General features: G+C 34.8%; 18 protein-coding genes. 8 read left to right on the forward strand and 10 right to left on the reverse strand.

What is annotated here, in order from left to right; genetic code table 11:
- Positions 1-141 precede the first annotated feature (141 nt).
- A complete protein-coding gene (locus AC07N0_RS11730; RefSeq protein WP_494589313.1) occupies positions 142-1,908 on the forward strand; it encodes a tetratricopeptide repeat-containing sensor histidine kinase in 1,767 nt (588 codons plus the stop codon).
- Positions 1,901-3,643 carry an OmpL47-type beta-barrel domain-containing protein gene (locus AC07N0_RS11735; RefSeq protein ID WP_492799917.1) on the forward strand — a complete coding sequence of 581 codons (1,743 nt, stop codon included), beginning with the start codon at positions 1,901-1,903 and terminating at the stop codon, positions 3,641-3,643. Before AC07N0_RS11730 ends, AC07N0_RS11735 begins: the two co-directional genes overlap by 8 nt.
- A 102-nt stretch (positions 3,644-3,745) precedes the next feature.
- Here the strand turns inward: AC07N0_RS11735 and AC07N0_RS11740 are convergent, their stop codons facing one another.
- The 5 genes from AC07N0_RS11740 to thrA all read right to left on the reverse strand — a co-directional run bounded on the left by AC07N0_RS11740 (position 3,746) and on the right by thrA (position 8,460).
- Positions 3,746-4,348, reverse strand: a complete 603-nt coding sequence (locus AC07N0_RS11740) for a Uma2 family endonuclease (protein WP_494589314.1) — start codon at positions 4,346-4,348, stop codon at positions 3,746-3,748.
- 121 nt (positions 4,349-4,469) lie between these two features.
- Entirely contained in the window at positions 4,470-5,405 is a 936-nt protein-coding gene (locus tag AC07N0_RS11745) for a homoserine kinase (protein ID WP_494589315.1), read from the reverse strand.
- 4 nt (positions 5,406-5,409) lie between these two features.
- Positions 5,410-5,733, reverse strand: a complete 324-nt coding sequence (locus tag AC07N0_RS11750) for a type II toxin-antitoxin system RelE/ParE family toxin (RefSeq protein WP_494589316.1) — start codon at positions 5,731-5,733, stop codon at positions 5,410-5,412.
- Entirely contained in the window at positions 5,733-5,981 is a 249-nt protein-coding gene (locus AC07N0_RS11755; protein ID WP_494589317.1) for a hypothetical protein, read from the reverse strand. The genes AC07N0_RS11750 and AC07N0_RS11755 overlap by 1 nt, the downstream gene beginning before the upstream one ends.
- Before the next feature lie 22 nt (positions 5,982-6,003).
- Positions 6,004-8,460, reverse strand: coding sequence for a bifunctional aspartate kinase/homoserine dehydrogenase I (thrA, locus tag AC07N0_RS11760; protein WP_492799922.1), 2,457 nt, complete (start codon positions 8,458-8,460; stop codon positions 6,004-6,006).
- Positions 8,461-8,788: 328 nt separating this feature from the next.
- Here thrA and AC07N0_RS11765 point away from each other — a divergent pair, with 328 nt between their 5' ends.
- The 5 genes from AC07N0_RS11765 to AC07N0_RS11785 all read left to right on the forward strand — a co-directional run bounded on the left by AC07N0_RS11765 (position 8,789) and on the right by AC07N0_RS11785 (position 14,294).
- The gene (locus tag AC07N0_RS11765; RefSeq protein WP_494589318.1) at positions 8,789-10,300 is read left to right on the forward strand and encodes a choice-of-anchor I family protein; all 1,512 of its coding nucleotides are present in this window, start codon (positions 8,789-8,791) and stop codon (positions 10,298-10,300) included.
- A 184-nt stretch (positions 10,301-10,484) separates the two neighbouring features.
- Positions 10,485-11,603, forward strand: coding sequence for a vWA domain-containing protein (locus AC07N0_RS11770; RefSeq protein ID WP_323248223.1), 1,119 nt, complete (start codon positions 10,485-10,487; stop codon positions 11,601-11,603).
- Between the two features lie 134 nt (positions 11,604-11,737).
- Positions 11,738-12,034, forward strand: coding sequence for a hypothetical protein (locus tag AC07N0_RS11775; protein WP_494589319.1), 297 nt, complete (start codon positions 11,738-11,740; stop codon positions 12,032-12,034).
- A gap of 30 nt (positions 12,035-12,064) precedes the next feature.
- Complete coding sequence (locus AC07N0_RS11780) at positions 12,065-13,600, forward strand: P-loop NTPase family protein (RefSeq protein ID WP_494589320.1); 1,536 nt, start codon at positions 12,065-12,067, stop codon at positions 13,598-13,600.
- A 70-nt stretch (positions 13,601-13,670) separates the two neighbouring features.
- The gene (locus AC07N0_RS11785) at positions 13,671-14,294 is read left to right on the forward strand and encodes a Uma2 family endonuclease (RefSeq protein ID WP_494589321.1); all 624 of its coding nucleotides are present in this window, start codon (positions 13,671-13,673) and stop codon (positions 14,292-14,294) included.
- A 48-nt stretch (positions 14,295-14,342) separates the two neighbouring features.
- On the opposite strand, the gene AC07N0_RS11790 is transcribed toward AC07N0_RS11785, so the two are convergent.
- Together AC07N0_RS11790 and rpsU are read right to left on the reverse strand one after the other, a co-directional pair.
- On the reverse strand, positions 14,343-15,227 hold the full coding sequence (locus AC07N0_RS11790) for a phage lytic cycle repressor MrpR family protein (protein WP_494589322.1): 885 nt from the start codon (positions 15,225-15,227) through the stop codon (positions 14,343-14,345).
- 214 nt (positions 15,228-15,441) lie between these two features.
- Positions 15,442-15,636 carry a 30S ribosomal protein S21 gene (rpsU, locus tag AC07N0_RS11795; protein ID WP_309920232.1) on the reverse strand — a complete coding sequence of 65 codons (195 nt, stop codon included), beginning with the start codon at positions 15,634-15,636 and terminating at the stop codon, positions 15,442-15,444.
- A 429-nt stretch (positions 15,637-16,065) separates the two neighbouring features.
- On the opposite strand from rpsU, the gene AC07N0_RS11800 reads away from it, so the two are divergent.
- Positions 16,066-17,379, forward strand: coding sequence for a gluconate:H+ symporter (locus AC07N0_RS11800; RefSeq protein ID WP_494589323.1), 1,314 nt, complete (start codon positions 16,066-16,068; stop codon positions 17,377-17,379).
- A gap of 48 nt (positions 17,380-17,427) precedes the next feature.
- On the opposite strand, the gene AC07N0_RS11805 is transcribed toward AC07N0_RS11800, so the two are convergent.
- The 3 genes from AC07N0_RS11805 to AC07N0_RS11815 all read right to left on the reverse strand — a co-directional run bounded on the left by AC07N0_RS11805 (position 17,428) and on the right by AC07N0_RS11815 (position 19,071).
- Positions 17,428-18,090 carry an MgtC/SapB family protein gene (locus AC07N0_RS11805; protein WP_494589324.1) on the reverse strand — a complete coding sequence of 221 codons (663 nt, stop codon included), beginning with the start codon at positions 18,088-18,090 and terminating at the stop codon, positions 17,428-17,430.
- Positions 18,083-18,589 (reverse strand): DUF421 domain-containing protein, encoded by a 507-nt coding sequence (locus AC07N0_RS11810; RefSeq protein ID WP_494589325.1) that lies wholly within the window; start codon positions 18,587-18,589, stop codon positions 18,083-18,085. Before AC07N0_RS11810 ends, AC07N0_RS11805 begins: the two co-directional genes overlap by 8 nt.
- A gap of 83 nt (positions 18,590-18,672) precedes the next feature.
- A complete protein-coding gene (locus tag AC07N0_RS11815) occupies positions 18,673-19,071 on the reverse strand; it encodes an ExbD/TolR family protein (protein WP_309920244.1) in 399 nt (132 codons plus the stop codon).
- Between the last annotated feature and the right edge of the window lie 22 nt (positions 19,072-19,093).

Raw genomic sequence — 19,093 nt, forward strand, 5'->3', positions numbered from 1 at the left:
TACAACGTTTATTTTTATAATAATAACCTAAAATATAATCCATTTAAACTAATAAAAATTGAATGACTTACTACTCTTTTTTTTGCTGTATTGAAAGGGCGTTGTTTATTTCAACTTCCCATTAATGACTATTGTTCGAGTATGTATCCACTAAAAATATATTATTGCCTCCTTTCAATTATACTTCTTTCTTTTGGTTTTCAATCGAAGGCGCAAGTATTGCCTTTAAGTCGTTCAGATTCTGGACGTGTTATACAATTCCAAGCTCAATACGAAAATTTTATTGATGTAAATAATTACAAAGAAGCATCAAGAATGATGAATGAAATAGGGTTCATTTATTGGAATTATAACCAATACAAAAGAGCCATTCCTTTCTATGAAAAAAGCTTAAATCTAAATATAAAAATTGAAAACAAAAATGGTAGTGCTATGATTCATAACAACTTGGGAATGCTGTATGCAGATGCCGAAGAATATGACAAAGCGTTGTACCATTTTACCCAAACACTGGCTGCTAGAAGAGTTCAGAAAGAACCTTTCAGTATTATCTCGTCATTAATCAATCGCTCAGTTGTTTATAATAATATAAAAAAATATAATCTTGCCCTAAATGACCTAGACGAAGCACTGAATTTAGCGAGGGAATTGAACGATATTAAACAAATGGCAAGCACTTATGCCATGCTGAGCGAGACTTATGAAAAAGCAGGTAATGTAGATGAATCGCTTAAATATTTCAGTCTCTATAAATCCTTTCATGACCAATTACAAAAAAAGGAAGTAACAAAATTAGCTAGTGATTTAGAAGCCGAAAGTTTGAAAAAACAATTAGCCGAGTCTATGGCTAAAACCAAAGAACTAGAATTAGAAAAAAACGAGATTAAGCTCAAAGAAAGCGGAGAGCAACTTCAGAATGTAAAGACAAAAAATAATAATCTTTATCAAAACCTTACCCGTGCAGAAATTGTAGTTGAATTACAAAAACAACGTTTGAAAGCCGAACAAGCGAATGCCGAAGTAGCACAAGCCCAAAATACAGTACTGGAAAAAGAGAATAAATACATTTTTATTATTACCAGTATTATTATTTTATTTGTGCTCGCTATCGCTACAATTGTGTATTTGAATAGTGTAAAAATTCAAAAGCAAAATGAACAGCTCTCTCAGCAAAATCAAGAAATAGCTGAACAAAAAGAGCAATTGACGATTTCAAACGATGTAAAGAACAAGATTTTCTCTATCATCGCGCATGACCTTCGTGGACCGATTGCTTCTTTACAAAGCTTCTTTGTGATTATAGAAGAGGATTATTATGACGATATCCCTGAAGATTTAAGAGAGATTTTGAATCAGTTAAAAACCGATAATGCACAGGTTTCAACCATCTTAGACAATCTTTTGAACTGGGCAAAAACACAAATGGCTGAACTTAAACCAAAGATTCAGACAGTAAATATTCATGATATAGTTGAAGAAAATATTAATTTGCTTCAACGCATTGCTGAAGTAAAAGAGATAACCCTTATTAATGAAGTACCCGCTGAATTAGAGGCTAGTTCAGATATTGAAATGACCAAGATTGTCCTTCGCAACCTGATTCAAAATGCCATCAAATTCACAAAAGCAAAAGGAACTATTAAATTACAAGCAAAGGATAGTGGTGAACATGTAGAAATAGTAGTGATTGACAGCGGCGTTGGAATGAATGAAGATAAACTAAAAACATTATTTAATCTTAAAAGTAATAAATCAACCTATGGAACTAATAAAGAAAAAGGTACTGGCTTAGGGTTAGTACTTTGTAATGACTTTATTAAGATTTGTGGAGGTAAACTTAAAGTTGAAAGTGAATTAAATGTAGGCACTACTATTACCGTAACCTTGAATAAAACAAAAAATGCGTAAACACATACTAAACACAATTATTTTGATAGTGATGGCTTTTGGTGCCGTTGCTCAGACAAGCAAGCCTAAACATTATACTGATAGTACTTCAGGTAAATTGTATTGGAACAAGAAGTTACCCGTTTATATCTGGGTATCCACCACCCCTGACCATGCAGAGAAGTTATTAAACAAATCTCCAAATCAAAAATATTCATTTCCTTTTTATTTGGATACCGAAGGGGTAAATTATATTCGTTCAAAAAATGCCATTGATCCAGAAACAAGAGCAGTTGTTGAGCCACCACAAGAAGTAAGATTAGAAATCTATGCTGATGGAATTGCACCTGAAACGGGTATTTCTTTATTCAATGGGTCTAAGAAATATGTTAATGCCGAAGGAAAGATTTTTTATGGGCCATTTGTAAACTTTAGCTTATCAGCTAATGATAAAACAAGCGGTGTAGAAACAGTTTTTTATGCCATCAACAATACTTCCTTTGAAGCGTATAAATCTGAAAAAAAGATAGCTACACAAGGCAACTATGTGTTGAAATACTACGCAACCGATAATGTAGGAAATGCTAGTACAATGCAGCAGGAAACGTTTACGGTTGATAATACGCCTCCTTTTACAAATTTGACGGTAAACGGTGTTACTGATGATAAAGTAATTTCATTCACCAGTAGACTATATTTCAATACTGAAGATAGTATTTCGGGGCTAAAAGGTACTTATTACAAATTCGATGATGGTGCCATCCAGCCTTATGATGGAAAAAGTATTCCTTTTTCAGTTCTATCTGAAGGAAAACATACTTTATATTACTACTCAACAGATAATGTAAATAATCAAGAGAAAGAAAGAAAATTCGAATTTTTCCTAGATAAAAGCTCTCCTTTGATGGCTACAGATATATTAGGAGATAGATTTATTGCTAACAATACTGTTTATTTCTCTGGAAAAACAAAACTGAAATTAACAGCTATAGATAACAAAGTAGGTATTAAGGAAGTAAAATATTCAATTGATAATCAGCCATTTGTTAATTATACTAATCCATTCTATTTACCAAGTATCTCTGGTATGCACAATATCAGGTATTATTCTGTTGATAATTTAAACAATCAAACTACAAGCCTAAACGGAGCTGGCTATGAAGAATTCAAGCATAATATCAGCAAAGTGTATGTAGATTTAACGGGGCCAAATCTTCAACATGAAGTCATTGGTGATATTGTTACAAGAAGAGATACGATGTTACTTGGTCCTAATAATTTTATCCAGTTGAAAGCTAATGACCCTGAGTCTGGTTTACAAAAAATCACGTATAATTTTGATGGCAAGTTAATTGAAAATGATTATATCAAGCCAATCAAAATGACTGAAAAAGGTGTTCATAAATTTGAGTACTATGGCTATGATAATGTAAACAATAGAAATTCTGCTTCATTTGTCTTTGTAAGTGATATTGAAGGCCCAGAGCTTTTCACCTTCTGGACAGTTGGTAGTATTAATACTACTAAACAAGGCCTTGATATTTATCCATCAACAGTGGGCTTTACACTAGCAGGAACCGACGTACTCGCAGGGTTAAAATCGATTACTTATAGTATTAACGGACAAGCGCCAAAAATCTATCTTAATACGATTGGTGGTTTCAAAGCCAATACTAAATACACTGTTAAGATAACAGGTACTGATTATTTGGGTAATCAATCATTTAAGGAAGTAACCTTTATGACAGGGAAATAATTATTATCAAAAATATTAACACAAAAATGCCCTTATCTTAATTGATAAGGGCATTTTTTGTATTCTTCAAACAAATATTTTACCTTTAAAATTGATTTCAATCTATGCTTGAGGGACATTCTCTTCCTCACTAACAAACTGAATACCATCATATATATCATCTAAAGTAATTGACATTTCTAATGTTGGGAATTGAATTGCATCTGTCAATTTATCAAAAAAGTTAAATTCAAACGTTTGGGAATTTTCTTTTCGTTGATAGCATTCTACCAAAGCAGTATTTTGATGCACCATTAAATAATATTGTAGCGAAGGCAAAGCAGTATATTGTCTGAATTTTTTATTTCTATCTACCTCCTCTGTAATTTCAGAAAGTACTTCAACAATCAGTACGGGTTTTGTTACATGTCGAATATCTTTGATAGTGTCAGAAGCTGTAATCACTAAATCAGGATAACGGTAAATTCTTCTTTCATGAACAATTGTCCGAACATCATGAGTAAAGATACGAAAACCCTTTTTTCGTAACTCTTTTCGTAGAGTTGCTGAAATGTTTCCAGCAATTTCATTGGCATCTAAGGTTTCTCCAGGCATAGGTATTAATATTCCATCTTCATATTCATGACGGATTTCTGAGTGATTTTCGATTTCGAAATACTCTTCAACGCTATATATTCGTGCTGAAACTTCTATTAAATCGCTCATTGTAGATGTTAATTAATGTTTTTAAAACATAAAAAGTTTATGAATAATAAGAATGAGTGAAATTACCTCAAAACTTATCACTCATAAACTAAATTAATACTTTTTATCTATAAAGTCAATATCAACCTAAAACCACTGGGCCAGCTTGATTAATGCCCGACACATAACATTCAGAGCCAATACCTACTTTAGCAAACCCATCTTGCATGGCTTTTCCTACTCTGTTTGCCGTAAATAAATCTTTCGATAAAGCAAACATCGAAGGTCCCGAACCAGAAATAGAACAGCCTAATGCTCCGTTTTCTAAAGCTGCATTCTTCACGTCGTCAAACTGAGGAATCAAGATAGAACGAATTGGTTCAATAATAACATCTACCAAACTTCTCGAAATTAAATCATAATCTGGTAACATAAAACCTGCTACCAAACCTGCTACATTTCCCATTTGTGTAATCGTATTTTTCAGAGAAATCTCGCGTTTTAAAATATTACGGGCATCTTTTGTATTAACCTCTATGTGCGGATGAACAATGGTAGCGTATAATTCTTTTGGCGTACGCAATTGGATAATATCCAGTGGGTCATAAGAGCGAATAACAACAAAACCACCCATCAAACTTGGTCCAACATTATCAGCATGAGCAGACCCACAGGCAATGAATTCACCTTCCATGGCGAAGGGTAACAAATCTTTTTGAGCTAAAGGCTTACCAAGTAGTTCGTTTGCCGCAAAAACGCCAGCTACAGCCGAAGCTGCAGAAGACCCCAAGCCAGAACCAAGAGGCATTAATTTTTTAAGCTCCATTTCAAAACCCTGCCCTTCTTCACCAATTGCTTCTAAGAATTTAATAATAGCAATACCAGCTGTATTTTTTTCAGCCGTTAAAGGCAAACGCCCATCATCACCTTCAATTTTTAAAATTTTGACACCCTTTGTATCTGATTTTCTTAATATAATTTCGTCGCCCGGATTATCTACGGCAAAACCGAAAATATCAAAACCACAGGCCACATTCGCCACCGTAGCTGGGGCAAAAACTTTTATTGAATTTGTCATATAATCAAAGACCTACTTGTGTTAAAAGTTGATCTAATTCTTTTTCATTAATATTCTCTTGCTCACTTTTGTCATAAATAGTCAAGAGATAAATAGTTTCATTTACAATTTTCACACAAGTAATTACTCTTGCGCCACCTGATTTGCCTTTACCTTTGGCTGTAATTGCCATTCTTACTTTATGGCAATCTTTACCTATTGAAACACCTTGAAAAGCATTCTCTTCTAAAGAGTCTAACAGTTTTTCAAAGTCCATATCAATTGATTTGTACTTTTTGAAAAGAGACTTAAATGCTTTTTTAAACGAGGGTAGAATAACGACTTTCATTAGGCTTCATTTCTAATTTCACTTAAAAAATCTCGCGCAGACTGCAACTCAATCTTACCCTGCTGATGCAAATCTACTTGTACTAATGCCTCTTTTAAGTCTTCAACAAATTCTCTTTGTTCAGCAGTAAGTCGCTTTTTGGTTTTCTTAGTACTACTATCTTCCTTTACTTGGAAGTGCAAAGTCTTCGCTAATTCCTGAATTAACGAAATATGTTTGGGCTGAACATTTTCTAAAATAAGGTTCATAATCGTAAAATTTTAACTGTAATTAAGCTAAATAACTCCCAATCGCAACAATATCTGCAAATACGCCTGATGCCGTTACTTCTGCTCCTGCTCCTGGCCCTTTAATAACCAATGGGCGGTCATGATAACGTTTTGTAGTGAATGAAATCACATTGTCAGCACCATCCATCATATAAAATGGATGTGTTTTTCCGATACTTCTTACACCAATCGTAATCTTATTGTTTTCCAAAGTAGCAATAAATCTCAATACTTCTCCTTTTGCTTCCGCTTCGTTTACCATTCCTTCAAAATAGCTATTAGATACTTCTAGCTGTTTGAAGAAATCCTCTACGGTAGGTGCCGTTTCACAGTTCTCTGGTAATAATTTCAAGATTTCAACATCTTCTGGTTCAAGACGTAAACCTATTTCTCTACCTAAAATCAAAATCTTACGGGCTACGTCCATTCCACTTAAATCTTCACGTGGGTCTGGTTCTGTATAACCTTTTACTTTAGCCTCGCGAACGATGTCTGCAAATTTTACGCCTGCTTTAAAATTATTGAAGATATAAGATAAAGTACCCGACAATACGCCTTCTATTTTCTCAAATCTATCTCCCGACGAAATCAAGCCTTGTAAAGTATTGATAACGGGTAAGCCTGCCCCTACGTTAGTTTCATATAAGAACTTCACTCCTTTTTTCAAGGCTGTTCTATGCAATAATGCATAGTCTTCATAACGACCAGAATTAGCTACTTTATTAGGCGTTACTACTGAAATATTGGCTTCGAATAAGCCTAAATAATAATTATGAATCTCTTTATTGGCTGTACAATCTGCAAAGATTGAATTAGGTAAATTTAATCTTTTTGCTTCTTCGACAAATGCCCAAATCTCGGCTGGTTTTCCTTTTCCATCTCGTTCTTCTTCCCAGTTTTCCATCGGAATTCCTTGTGCATCAATCAGCATTTTCTTAGAATTCATTACTCCTACTAAATTAACCTTCAAGGCTTTGTATTTAGAAAGATAATTTTCTTGTCCTTGTATTTGTTCCAAGAGTGCTTTTCCTATCAAACCTGTTCCTACTAAGAAAAGGTTCAACGTTTTTGCTTGCGAGAAGAAGAAAGAATCATGGATAACATTCAGTGCTTTTGAAATGTCTTTCTTCTCAATTACTACTGAAATATTTAATTCTGAAGACCCTTGTGCAGTAGCCACGATATTAATACCGTTCTTTCCTAATACCGAAAATAGTTTACCGCTTACGCCCGTATGACGACGCATCCCCTCTCCTACTACCGCTATTACGGAAAGGTTTTCTTGAATATCAATTCCTTCTACATCGCCATCAGCAATTTCTGTTTTGAATTCATCTTCTAATAAAGCTTTTACTGCTACTGACGCAGATGGTTCTATGGCAAAACAAATAGAGTGTTCAGAAGATGCTTGAGAAATCAGGATAACCGAAATTTTGTGTTTTGCTAATACTGTAAATAGTTTAGCAGAAACCCCAGCAACACCAATCATACCCGAACCTTGTAGGTTGACTAATGCCAGATTATCAATTGAACTGATACCTGTAATGATGTATTCAGACGATTCGGCAGTACGGTTAACAACCGTTCCGATAAAGTCTGTATTAAATGTATTTAAAACCCTAATTGGGATATTTTTTGTAAAAGCTGGTTGTAATGATGGTGGATAAATAACTTTTGCCCCAAAGTGGGTCAATTCCATTGCCTCCGCGTAAGTAATCGTTGGAATGGTAAAGGCATTTTTCACCTTTCTTGGGTCAGCAGTCATCATTCCATCTACATCCGTCCAAATTTCAATTTCTGAAGCATTCAAGGCCGCCCCGAAGATAGAACCCGTATAATCAGAACCTCCACGACCTAATGTCGTGGTTTCTCCTTTTTCGGTTGAACCAATAAAGCCAGTAATCAACTGAAGAGACCTTGTTTTTGAAAAATGTTCCTGAATTAGGCGATTGGTAACTTCAAAATTCACAGTTGCCATGCCAAAATTGGCATCAGTTCTTATTACCTTACGGGCATCTAAAAACTGACAGTCAACACCTTGAGCATGAAGAATTTCATGAATTAATGTGGTTGAAAGTCGCTCTCCAAAACTTACAATCAAGTCGGATGTTCGGGTAGAGATTTCACGAATCAAAGAAACACCTTTCAGTAAATCTTCTAATTCATTAATAATGGTACGAATGTTAGCAAATACTTTCGACTGAGATTTTACGTCAATTAATGCACGTACAACTGTGAAATGACGGTCTTCAATTCCCTTTACAATGTCGAAGTAAGATGTATCATTCGTAGAAGCTAAGTCTCCCGCTTTCAACAATTGGTTGGTTACCCCTCCCATTGCCGAAAATACGGCTGCAATTCTTTCCTCTTTAGCTTGCTTGCTTTTAATAATCCCTAATACTGCTTGGATGCTTTCAGTAGTACCGCAAGAAGTTCCTCCAAATTTTAAAACTTTCATAATGATTTAATTGATTGAGTGATATTGGGTTGAATATTTTTCTCCTATAATCACTCCGACTGCTTTACAACAGCAGGTTTTTTATTTGATAATTTTATGAGCGACAAATATACCAATACTCTACTAGTTTTAAAGAATAAAGGATAGATTCTTACTTAGATTTATTGCTAAAACACATAATTATTTTTACTTATCCCTCAGAAAGCCTTCGTATAAGTGATGCTACAATGCTTTTTTCGGTTAGCAGGAACAGATAAATTAACCCAGAGTTAACCATTTATTAACAAGCCTCTTTGCTGTCCTACATAGTTTTGCAGAAAAAAAAGAAATGAAAAGAACATTCCTATCCCTTTCCCTTTTACTAACAACCCTATTGATAAGTTGCAGCAAAGATGAAGCAGAGTTTTTTGTAAATGAAGACGCTGCTACTTTTGCAGAAATAGGAAGCATCGATATTGGTGATGTTGGTGCGGCTGAAATTTCAGCATATGACCCTCAGACCAAACGTTTATTTGTAGTAAATAATGGTACAGTCAATAAAATTGATGTGATTGATTTTGCTGACCCAACCAACATGAAAGTCATCAGCTCAATTAGCATGGCACCTTATGGTGGAGCAGTAAATAGCGTTGCGGTTTCAAACGGTAAATTAGCAGCAGCGATTGAGTCGTTGAATAAGCAAGAAAATGGTAAAGTAGCGGTATTCAATACTGCTGACTATAAAGAAGTAAAAGTAATTACGGTAGGTGCTTTGCCAGATATGATTACTTATTCACCAGATGGTAACCTTATCCTTACAGCCAACGAAGGGGAACCAGATGCTACTTATAAAAATGACCCTGTTGGTTCTATTTCAATTATTTCGGTAAACGATAATTATTCGGTAACGACATTAGATTTTTCTGGTTTTGCAAGTCAGCAAGCTACTTTAATGACTAAAGGCCTTAGAATATTTGGCTTAAATGCTACTTTTGCGAAAGACATCGAGCCTGAATATATCGCAGTAGCTGACGATTCAAAAACGGCTTGGGTGACGCTTCAAGAAAATAATGCAATTGCAAAACTGAATCTTGAAACTAAAACGATTACTACTATCCTTCCTTTAGGTTTCAAAGACTATGGTGTGGATGCTAATGCTATTGACGTTAGTGATAAAGATAATGCCGTAGCACTTAGTAAATGGACTAATATAAAAGGAATGTATCAGCCTGATGCTATCGCTTTTATGCAACATGCAGGAATTCCTTATTTATTTACTGCCAACGAAGGTGATGCTAGAGAGTATGATGCTTTTTCTGAAATCAAAAGAGTAAGTGCTTTAAAGTTGGATGCTACTGCTTTCCCAAATGCTGCTGACCTTATTAAAGCAGAAAAAGCGGGTAGATTAAATGTAACAACTACTTTAGGTGATACAGATGGCGATGGCGACTACGATTTTCTTTATTCTTTAGGCGCTCGTTCTTTCAGTGTTTGGAATGGTAATGACGGAACCTTGGTGTTTGATAGCAAAAACGAACTTGATACTAAAGTAATTGCTGTTCCTAATCTATATGATGATACCAGAAGTGACGATAAATCTGTAGAGCCAGAAGGCATTAGAGTGGGAACTGTTGGTAACAAAAAAGTTGCCTTTGTAGGGATGGAACGTGTTGATGCAGTAGCGGTTTATGATGTTACGATTCCAACAAGTCCTGTATTTTTACAAATTTTGAAATGTGGAGATGCTCCAGAAGGCGTATTATTTATTCCTGCGAAGAATAGCCCTACCCAAAAAAGTTTGTTAGTTGTAAGTAGCGAAAACGATGGTGTAATTAAGGTTTATAAGCCAAATACCCTATAATTTTACTGAGTCTCTAAATATTTTTTATTAAAACCATACATTTAGTCAAGGCTAATAGTATGGTTTTTTTTATTTATTATCATTAATATCAACGATAATTAAACCCATTCGCTAAAGTTTTTGTTTTATATTTATACTGTGCAAAAAAAATAGCACTCCATTTTCATCAATCCTATATATAAATATGCTTGGCTATCGTTTTTCAGAATATATTCCTCAGGAAGCCGAAGACGGCAAAAAAGCCAAATTCGACCAACTTTTAGACATTTTTAATCAACTGGTTACCATGACTGCCGGCAATGTTTCGGAGGCTTTAACATGGCTAACTTCGTTAGATAAACAATATAACCTTACTGATAATTCATACGGAATAGCCGATTTTATAGATGACTTGAAATCAAAAGGCTATATCAAAGAAGAAAAAAATGAAGAAGGTGAGGAAGAACCAATCCTTACGTCAAAGGGGGAGCAAAGTATCAGAAAGCAGTCGCTGGATGAGATTTTTGGTAAATTAAAGAAAACAGGCTCAAACGGCAACCATAGAACGCCCTATCAAGGCACTGGAGACGAAAACAATACCGACCGCCGAGAGTTTCAATTTGGAGATGCGATGGACCAAATTGCAATGACGGAATCTATCAGAAATGCACAAATCAATAATGGTGTAGAAAACTTTATGTTGACGGAAAACGACCTAGAAATCGTTGATAAGGAATATAAAGCCCAGACTTCTACCGTTTTGATGATTGATATTTCACATTCGATGATTTTATATGGCGAAGATAGGATTACTCCTGCCAAAAAAGTTGCGATGGCAATGGCGGAGTTGATTATGACAAAATATCCAAAAGATACTTTGGATGTTATTGTTTTTGGGAATGATGCTTGGCAGATTCAAGTAAGAGATTTACCTTATTTAGAAGTTGGCCCATATCATACCAATACCGTAGCAGGCTTGGAACTTGCCATGGATTTATTGAGAAGAAGAAAGAATAAAAACAAACAGATTTTTATGATAACCGACGGCAAACCTACTTGTTTAAAAGAAGGGATTCGTTATTATAAAAATTCATTTGGCTTGGATAAAAAAATACTAAATAAAACATTAACCTTAGCGGCACAGTGTCGTCGTTTAAAAATTCCAGTAACAACTTTTATGATTGCTCGTGACCAATATCTAAAGGAATTCGTGCAAGAATTCACCAAGATTAATAACGGACGGGCGTATTATTCTTCATTAAAAGGACTCGGAGAGTTTATTTTTGAAGATTATGAAAAAAACAGAAAGAAAGATGTGAGGTAATTTAGCTATTAGCTTTGAGCGGTAAGCTTTGAGATTTGTTGTCAACTAGTTTGGAAGAGAAGTATTTTCAAATTAGCATACCTTCAAATTTTCAAATCACTAACACGTCCTTAAACCCCAAAACTTCAGAAATCATGAATTTAAAACCTATTTATATAGCCGCTGAAAAGCATGAATCATACCTTCAATGCATAGACCATGAGGCGAAAGCTAAAATTTTGCCCTATAGGGCACAAGGAGAAGCTTTTTCAAGAGAATCGTCTGTCGTTAAATCCTATGATGACGAGAATTATGCAGAAGCATATTCAGAAGTAATTAAATTAAAATTGAAAGGACAAAATATACAAAATAGAGATGTGCTGGGTTTTATTGCTAATCGCAGTTATGGTTCAGCAATTTTAAATAAAAAGAACCTTTCTCACTTAAAATAAATCTCATTTTTCATAAGATACAATAGCATAATGTCATACAAAACAATCGAATCAACAGCACTGTTAAATATCCACACACTCGGTCAATTAAAAGCATCAGGCTACCAACCAAAATCAATAAAAGATGAATTAAGGGATAACTTAATCGTTAAAATTAAAAATAAAGAGAATGTTTTTGAAGGAATCTGGGGCTATGAAGATACCGTGATTCCTGATATTGAAAGAGCTATACTTTCACAACACCATATTAATTTATTGGGTTTACGTGGACAAGCCAAAACACGTATTGCTAGATTGATGGTGAATTTATTAGACGAGTATATTCCTGTAGTAAAAGGTTCGGAGCTAAATGACGACCCTTTACAGCCACTTTCTCGTTTTGCGAAAGATTTAATCGAAGAACATGGTGATTTAACACCTGTTTCTTGGATGCACAGAAGTGACCGTTATACAGAAAAATTAGCTACGCCAGATGTATCGGTGGCCGATTTGATTGGAGATGCCGACCCAATCAAAGCCGCAACGTTGCGTTTGCCTTATTCTGATGAAAGAGTAGTCCATTTTGGGCTAATTCCACGTTCACATCGTTGTATTTTTGTAATTAACGAATTGCCTGATTTACAACCTCGTATTCAGGTATCGCTTTTTAATATTTTACAAGAAGGTGATATTCAAATCCGTGGTTTCAAAATTCGGTTACCACTTGATTTACAGTTTGTATTTACGGCTAATCCAGAAGATTATACCAACCGTGGTTCGATTGTAACGCCACTGAAAGACCGTATTGACTCTCAGATTGTTACCCATTATCCAAAAACGTTGGAAATTGGCAAAAAGATTACGTTACAAGAAGCAAAATTAAAAGGCGAGCAAGAGGAATTAGTAACGACTAATCATATCATGGACGATTTGATTGAGCAAATTGCCATTGAAGCTCGTTCGTCTGAATTCGTTGATGCTAAATCAGGGGTTTCAGCACGTATGACGATTTCTGCTTATGAAAACTTGATTTCTGCTGCCGAAAGACGTGCATTGCTGAATGATGAAGACAAAACTTATGTACGTGTAGCCGATTTGGTTGGTGTTATTCCAGCTGTTTGTGGTAAAGTTGAATTGGTATATGAAGGCGAAGTAGAAGGACCAGTAATTGTAGCACAAAACCTGATTGGAAAAGCTATCAGAACACAATTCCTAAATTTTTTCCCCGACCCTGAGAAAATCAAGAAAGCCGCTAAAGATAAAGCTGGCAAAAACCCTTATAAACCAATTATTGATTGGTTTATGGATGGCAATGTCATGGATATTTTAAACGATTGCTCTGACAAAGACTATTCAGCTCGTTTACGCACGATAGAAGGTTTGGATGAACTTATCGAAAAAGTATATCCAGCCATGCAAGGCAGAGAAAAACTATTCATGATGGAATTTGTACTCCACGGACTATCAGAGTTTTCTATTATTTCTAAAAAGAACCTTGAAAAAGGACTTCAATTTAAAGATTTGACAGATTCTCTATTCGATTTGGACAAGTTCAAATTTGATGATGACGAAGAAGATTATAAATAAGTAACGATAAAAAGACTTGGCAAAATTGTTAAGTCTTTTTAAATTGCATTAATTAAACAAATTGCTATTTATGGTCATAGCAGATAAAATCCCTCAAAAAATAGCGCGCGTACGCAAGCCTAAAGAGATTCCAGAAGCACTCGTTTATGAAATTATAGACGGGCGAAAACTCTATTATAAAGGCTACAAAGAAGTTCTATCCAAAAAGAAAAAAATTGAAGATATTATGGGCAGTAGTACTCTACAAGGTTTTATTATCTTTTACTTATTAAAAATATGTTATCGTTTTTTAGACGATAATCAATATATATTCTTAACAAATGAGTCAGGCTTACATCTCGAAAAATCTAATAACCTTTCTACCGATATCAGTATTTTTGAAAAGGATGTTTTAACATCTAAAGAAATAAATTTAAAATATGCTGATGTATGTCCTAAAGTCGTATTGGAAATAGATATCAGAATTGACCTTTCTGATGAAAAAGACTTTGATTATACTTTTACAAAAACCAATAAACTTTTAGAGTTTGGCACAGAAAAAGTAATCTGGATTTTTACCAAAACACAGAAAGTAGTTATCGCTACCAAAGATGAAGATTGGATTGTTAGAGATTGGAATAAAGACGTTGAATTATTAGACGGACACCTTTTCAACATCGGAAATTACCTTAAAGAACAAGGGGTAACATTATAAAAGATTGATTTTTACTAATCATCAATCACTTATTATCTAATCACTCCATTATGCCTTTGGATGTGCTTGCTCGTAAATCTTCTTGATTTTCTCCATTGAATTATGTGTATACACTTGCGTAGCTGAAAGTGACGAATGTCCCAATAAATCCTTAATAGCATTCAAATCTGCACCATTATTCAACAGGTGCGTAGCATAGGAATGTCGTAAAATGTGTGGTGACTTCTTGGCAAGTGTTGTTACTAATGACAAATACTTCTTTGTAATCCGCTGAATCATCACAGGATAACTCTGTTCCCCTTTATCGGTTACAATCAAAAAATCATTGCCTAAACATTCTGAATTTTTATACGATTGATAAGCTTGTATCAACGATACCAATTGCTGATTAATCGGTATTATCCTTTGCTTGTTCCGCTTTCCCAATACTGTTAGGGTTCGATTATAAAAATCAATATCTCGCTCTTTTAAATCAATCATTTCTGACAAACGCATTCCTGTGCCATACAATAGCTCTAAAACCAGTTTATCACGTACACCAGCAAAATCTTCTGTAAAGTCCACATCATCCAGCAATGTATCTAATTCTGTTTCACGGACAAAAGAAGGAATTGTTTTCTGGGTTTTCATGGCTGAAACCTTAAACATGGGGTCTTTTTCGATGACTTTCTTCTGCAAAAGAAATTTGTAGAATGTTCTGAGTGTAGCTATCTTTCTATTGATTGAACGGTTCTCCACTTTTGCCTCCGCCAATGAAACAATCCACGAGCGAATCATCTGAAAATCTGCCAATTGAGGATGCTGAAAATCATAAGATTTACTTAAATATTCAGTAAACTGCTTCATATCTGTTCTATAAGCCGTAACTGTATGTTCGCTACTGCGTTTTTCAAACTGAATGTATTTAATGAAAAAATCTATAATTTCTGGCATCGATTTTTTGGGAGGTTAATAGATTAACAACAATCCTTTGTCAGTGACTACTTTGAGTGAATAATTTACAACAAAGCTAGCCTAAAAACAAAAGCGTCTGAATAAACATTGTTTATTCAGACGCTTTTTTATAATGCTGACGGTTATCGGCTTAATTCACGATTAAATTGATAACAAAATACTTCTGTTATTTGGAAATAAATCAATCTATGAACTATGCTTCTTCGTTACCGTACATTCTTTGTTTGTATGAAGCACGAATGATTTCAGTACGACGACCAACTGATGGTTTTTCGAATGCCGCACGTTTACGAAGTTGCTTTACAACGCCAGTTTTTTCAAATTTTTTCTTGAATCTTTTTAACGCTTTGTCGATTGACTCGTTTTCTTTAATATTGATAATCAGCATATTATTTGTTTGTTTAAAATCTTTTTTTGTAATAGAGGTGCAAAGATAAAACTTACTTCTTTAAATGTCAAGTTATTTAAGCAATAATTGCCTGATTAACGAATAGTTGAATACCCTTTTTATACTCAAAATACTACTCAATCTTAAAATTTTCACAATTCATTATTTTGTTTTAATTATATTTACCTTATTCATAAAGGTTATATCTTTAAAACACTAAGTATAGAAAACAGCAAATATCCTTTTTAATAAAAATGTTTTAGCCTACTTACATAGGGCGTTTAAGGAAAAAAGAGTCTTAGTTTTAATTTTCTAAGTGAGAATATAACCAAATACTGATTTAAAAAAAATTATCTCAAAAAAGGATAAACCATACATGGCAAATGTTTAGGTTTAAACTATTATTTATCTTATCCAATTAATCAAACTATGACATTATTTATTATTTTCTTGTGTATCGGACTTTTGGTACTTCTCATTACTTGGGGAAAACTCAACCCCTTTCTCGCTTTCTTAATTGTTTCTATTATTGCAGGCATCACAACTGGTATTCCACTAAGTAGTATCGGAAAATCTTTACAAAAAGGTGTGGGCGATATGCTAGGCTCATTGATTATGGTCATTGCTTTAGGGGCAATGTTAGGAAAAATTGTTGCCGAAAGTGGCGCCGCTCAGAAAATTGCTTCCGTAATGATGAATATTTTCGGAAGAAAATATATTCAGTGGGGGTTGGTTTGTACAGGCTTCATTATCGGGATTCCACTATTTTATAATGTAGGCTTTGTATTGATGATTCCCTTAATCTTTTCTGTGGTTAATCAATATAAGTTACCTGCGGTGTATATTGGTTTACCGATGTTAGCTTCATTATCGGTTGCTCATGGCTTTTTACCTCCACACCCCTCTCCTGCTGCCTTGGTTGCTCAGTTTAATGCAGATATGGGGCTTACCTTGGTTTACGGTATCATCATCGCCATTCCAACGATTATTATTGCAGGGCCTATTTTCTCTTTGACATTGAAAAAAATCCCTTCAACACCTTTAGAGACTTTCCAAAGCAAAACCCTTCCTGAAGATCAATTACCAAGTACTTTGAATAGCTTTTTGACTTCACTTTTACCAGTAATCTTATTAGCCTCTACAACATTGCTATCTACCTTCTGGCAAGGCAGTGAATCAATGAAAGCATTCGGTGTATTTATTGCCGACCCTTCTATCGTAATGCTTATTTCGGTTTTGGTAGCCACTTTTACCTTGGGTAGAAAAATGGGGACTTCTATGAAGACCATTATGTTTATCTATACAGAAGCCGTAAAAGATGTATCGATGATTGTACTGATTATTGGCGGAGCTGGTGCTTTAAAGCAAATTTTGATAGATGGTGGGGTAAGTAATGAAATTGCCATTATTCTAAAAACATTGCCATTGAATCCATTGATTTTAGGTTGGCTAGTAGCAGCTATCATTAGGGTTTGTTTGGGTTCTGCAACCGTAGCAGGACTAACAACTGCGGGAATTATGGCCCCTTTGGTGGCTCAATCAGGTGTAAACCCTAATCTAATGGTGTTATCAATTGGTGTGGGTAGTTTGATGTTCTCGCACGTTAATGACCCTGGCTTCTGGCTATTTAAAGAATATTTCAACTTGAGCATTAAAAATACAATTAAGTCTTGGTCGATGATGGAAAGTATCGTTGCCGTTGTAGGCTTGGTGGGTGTATTAATTCTCAATGCTATCATTTAATTATCTCCTTACTGGTATTAACAATAAAACTTGTTGATACCAGTAACATTAAAATTCCAGTTCTTTAATCGAAGCATCAGCCATCAACCTTTTTACCAACTTAGCGTGCTTAGTAGAACGCCCTCTGACAGACCAATTACTGATTAAAATATTGTTCCGAATAATCTGTTTTTCTCTTTTGGCGGTAAGGTCGCAATCTTCAAAAATAGTTTCTAATCTATTAAAAGCATCAGGGGTATAATCGCAAATGATTCGATAAGCGTGTGTGCGACCATATCTTTCCATGATGACTTCTAACTTCACGAAAAGTCCAAGTACCACATACACGACACTCGTTCCTAAAAAAGACAACAAGATATGTCCGTCACCAATAGCCATGCCTAAAGAGGCCGTTACCCAGATAATTGTTGCTGTGGTAAGTCCTTTTACACGGTCGTCCATTTTAAAAATCACTCCCGCTCCCAAAAAACCTATCCCGGTCACCACATTGGCCGCAATACGGTCGGGTGAAGCTTCCATACCCATTTTCTCCGATAAAATGGTAAAAATGGTACAGCCTACCGAAATCAAGGTAAAAGTTCTTAGTCCAGCAGATTTACTTCTATATTCTCGTTCAAGACCAATCAAAGCTCCTACCCCAGTAGAGGCTAATATCTTAATGAAATCATCATTGTAAAAAATGTGTTGAAGTAAAATCTCTATATCATTCATTTTTTGATAACATTTTATGCCCTTTCCTTTTTTTAGAGGTCTTATGTTTATAGTCGTTTGATAACACACTGATATTGCCATCTACTTCTAAAATGGCTAAATCTACCTTGTCTATATGTTCGACACCATGTTCACGAATAGCAGCATTCAGTTCATCTAAAGACAGCCCCGACTTATCTAAAGACTCTTCTTTTATCTTTCCCTGATAAACTAACATTAGTGGTTCACCCTGAATTAATCTGCTGATAGCCTCGTGTTTGAACATTACTTTTTTCAAGACAAAGTTCATCACAAACAAGCCACCTGCTGCGGCAAAGCCTCCTAAAAGCGAGGTATCATCCCCGACCATCGCATTTTGAACGGCATTAGAAATTAGCAAGATAAAGACTAAATCAATTACGGATAATTGAGAAAGTTCTTTTTTACCAAACAAACGAATAGCCGCTACGATAAACACGTAAACGGCTATTGATTTTAAGGAAATAATAAGAAAATTCATTGTGAAATAGGGCAAGCTGTCAGCTTTGAGCCTTTAATTAATATCATCTAGTACAATAAATGTCTCTTAATAAGTTGGTTAATTTATAACTTATCGGTTGCCATTACCATTCCAAGGTTCAAGCGTGCTACAATATCATGGATTTTTGTCAAATCCTGAACTGTTCTATCTTTGGCAATCCTTAAAATTACGGTTTCAGAGCCTTTCTTTTTGGCTTCGTCACCAAGGTATGTTTCCAGTTCTTCAAAAGGAACGGGGTTATCATCTACAAAATAATTGTTGTTTTCATCAACTGTCAATCTGATATTTTCTTTCGTTGCCGTTTGTTGGGCGGTTGACGATTCTGGCAATAACAACTTGATGGCATCTGGACTAGCCAAGGTTGAAATCATCAAGAAGAACATCATCAAGAAAAAAAGTATATCTGCTAATGCGCCAGTTTCTACTTCAGATTGTTCACGAGTACGTTTTCTTATATTCATATATTTTCAACAATGAAGAATG

It is taken from the genome of Arcicella sp. GW821-FHT09D11 (assembly GCF_059416265.1).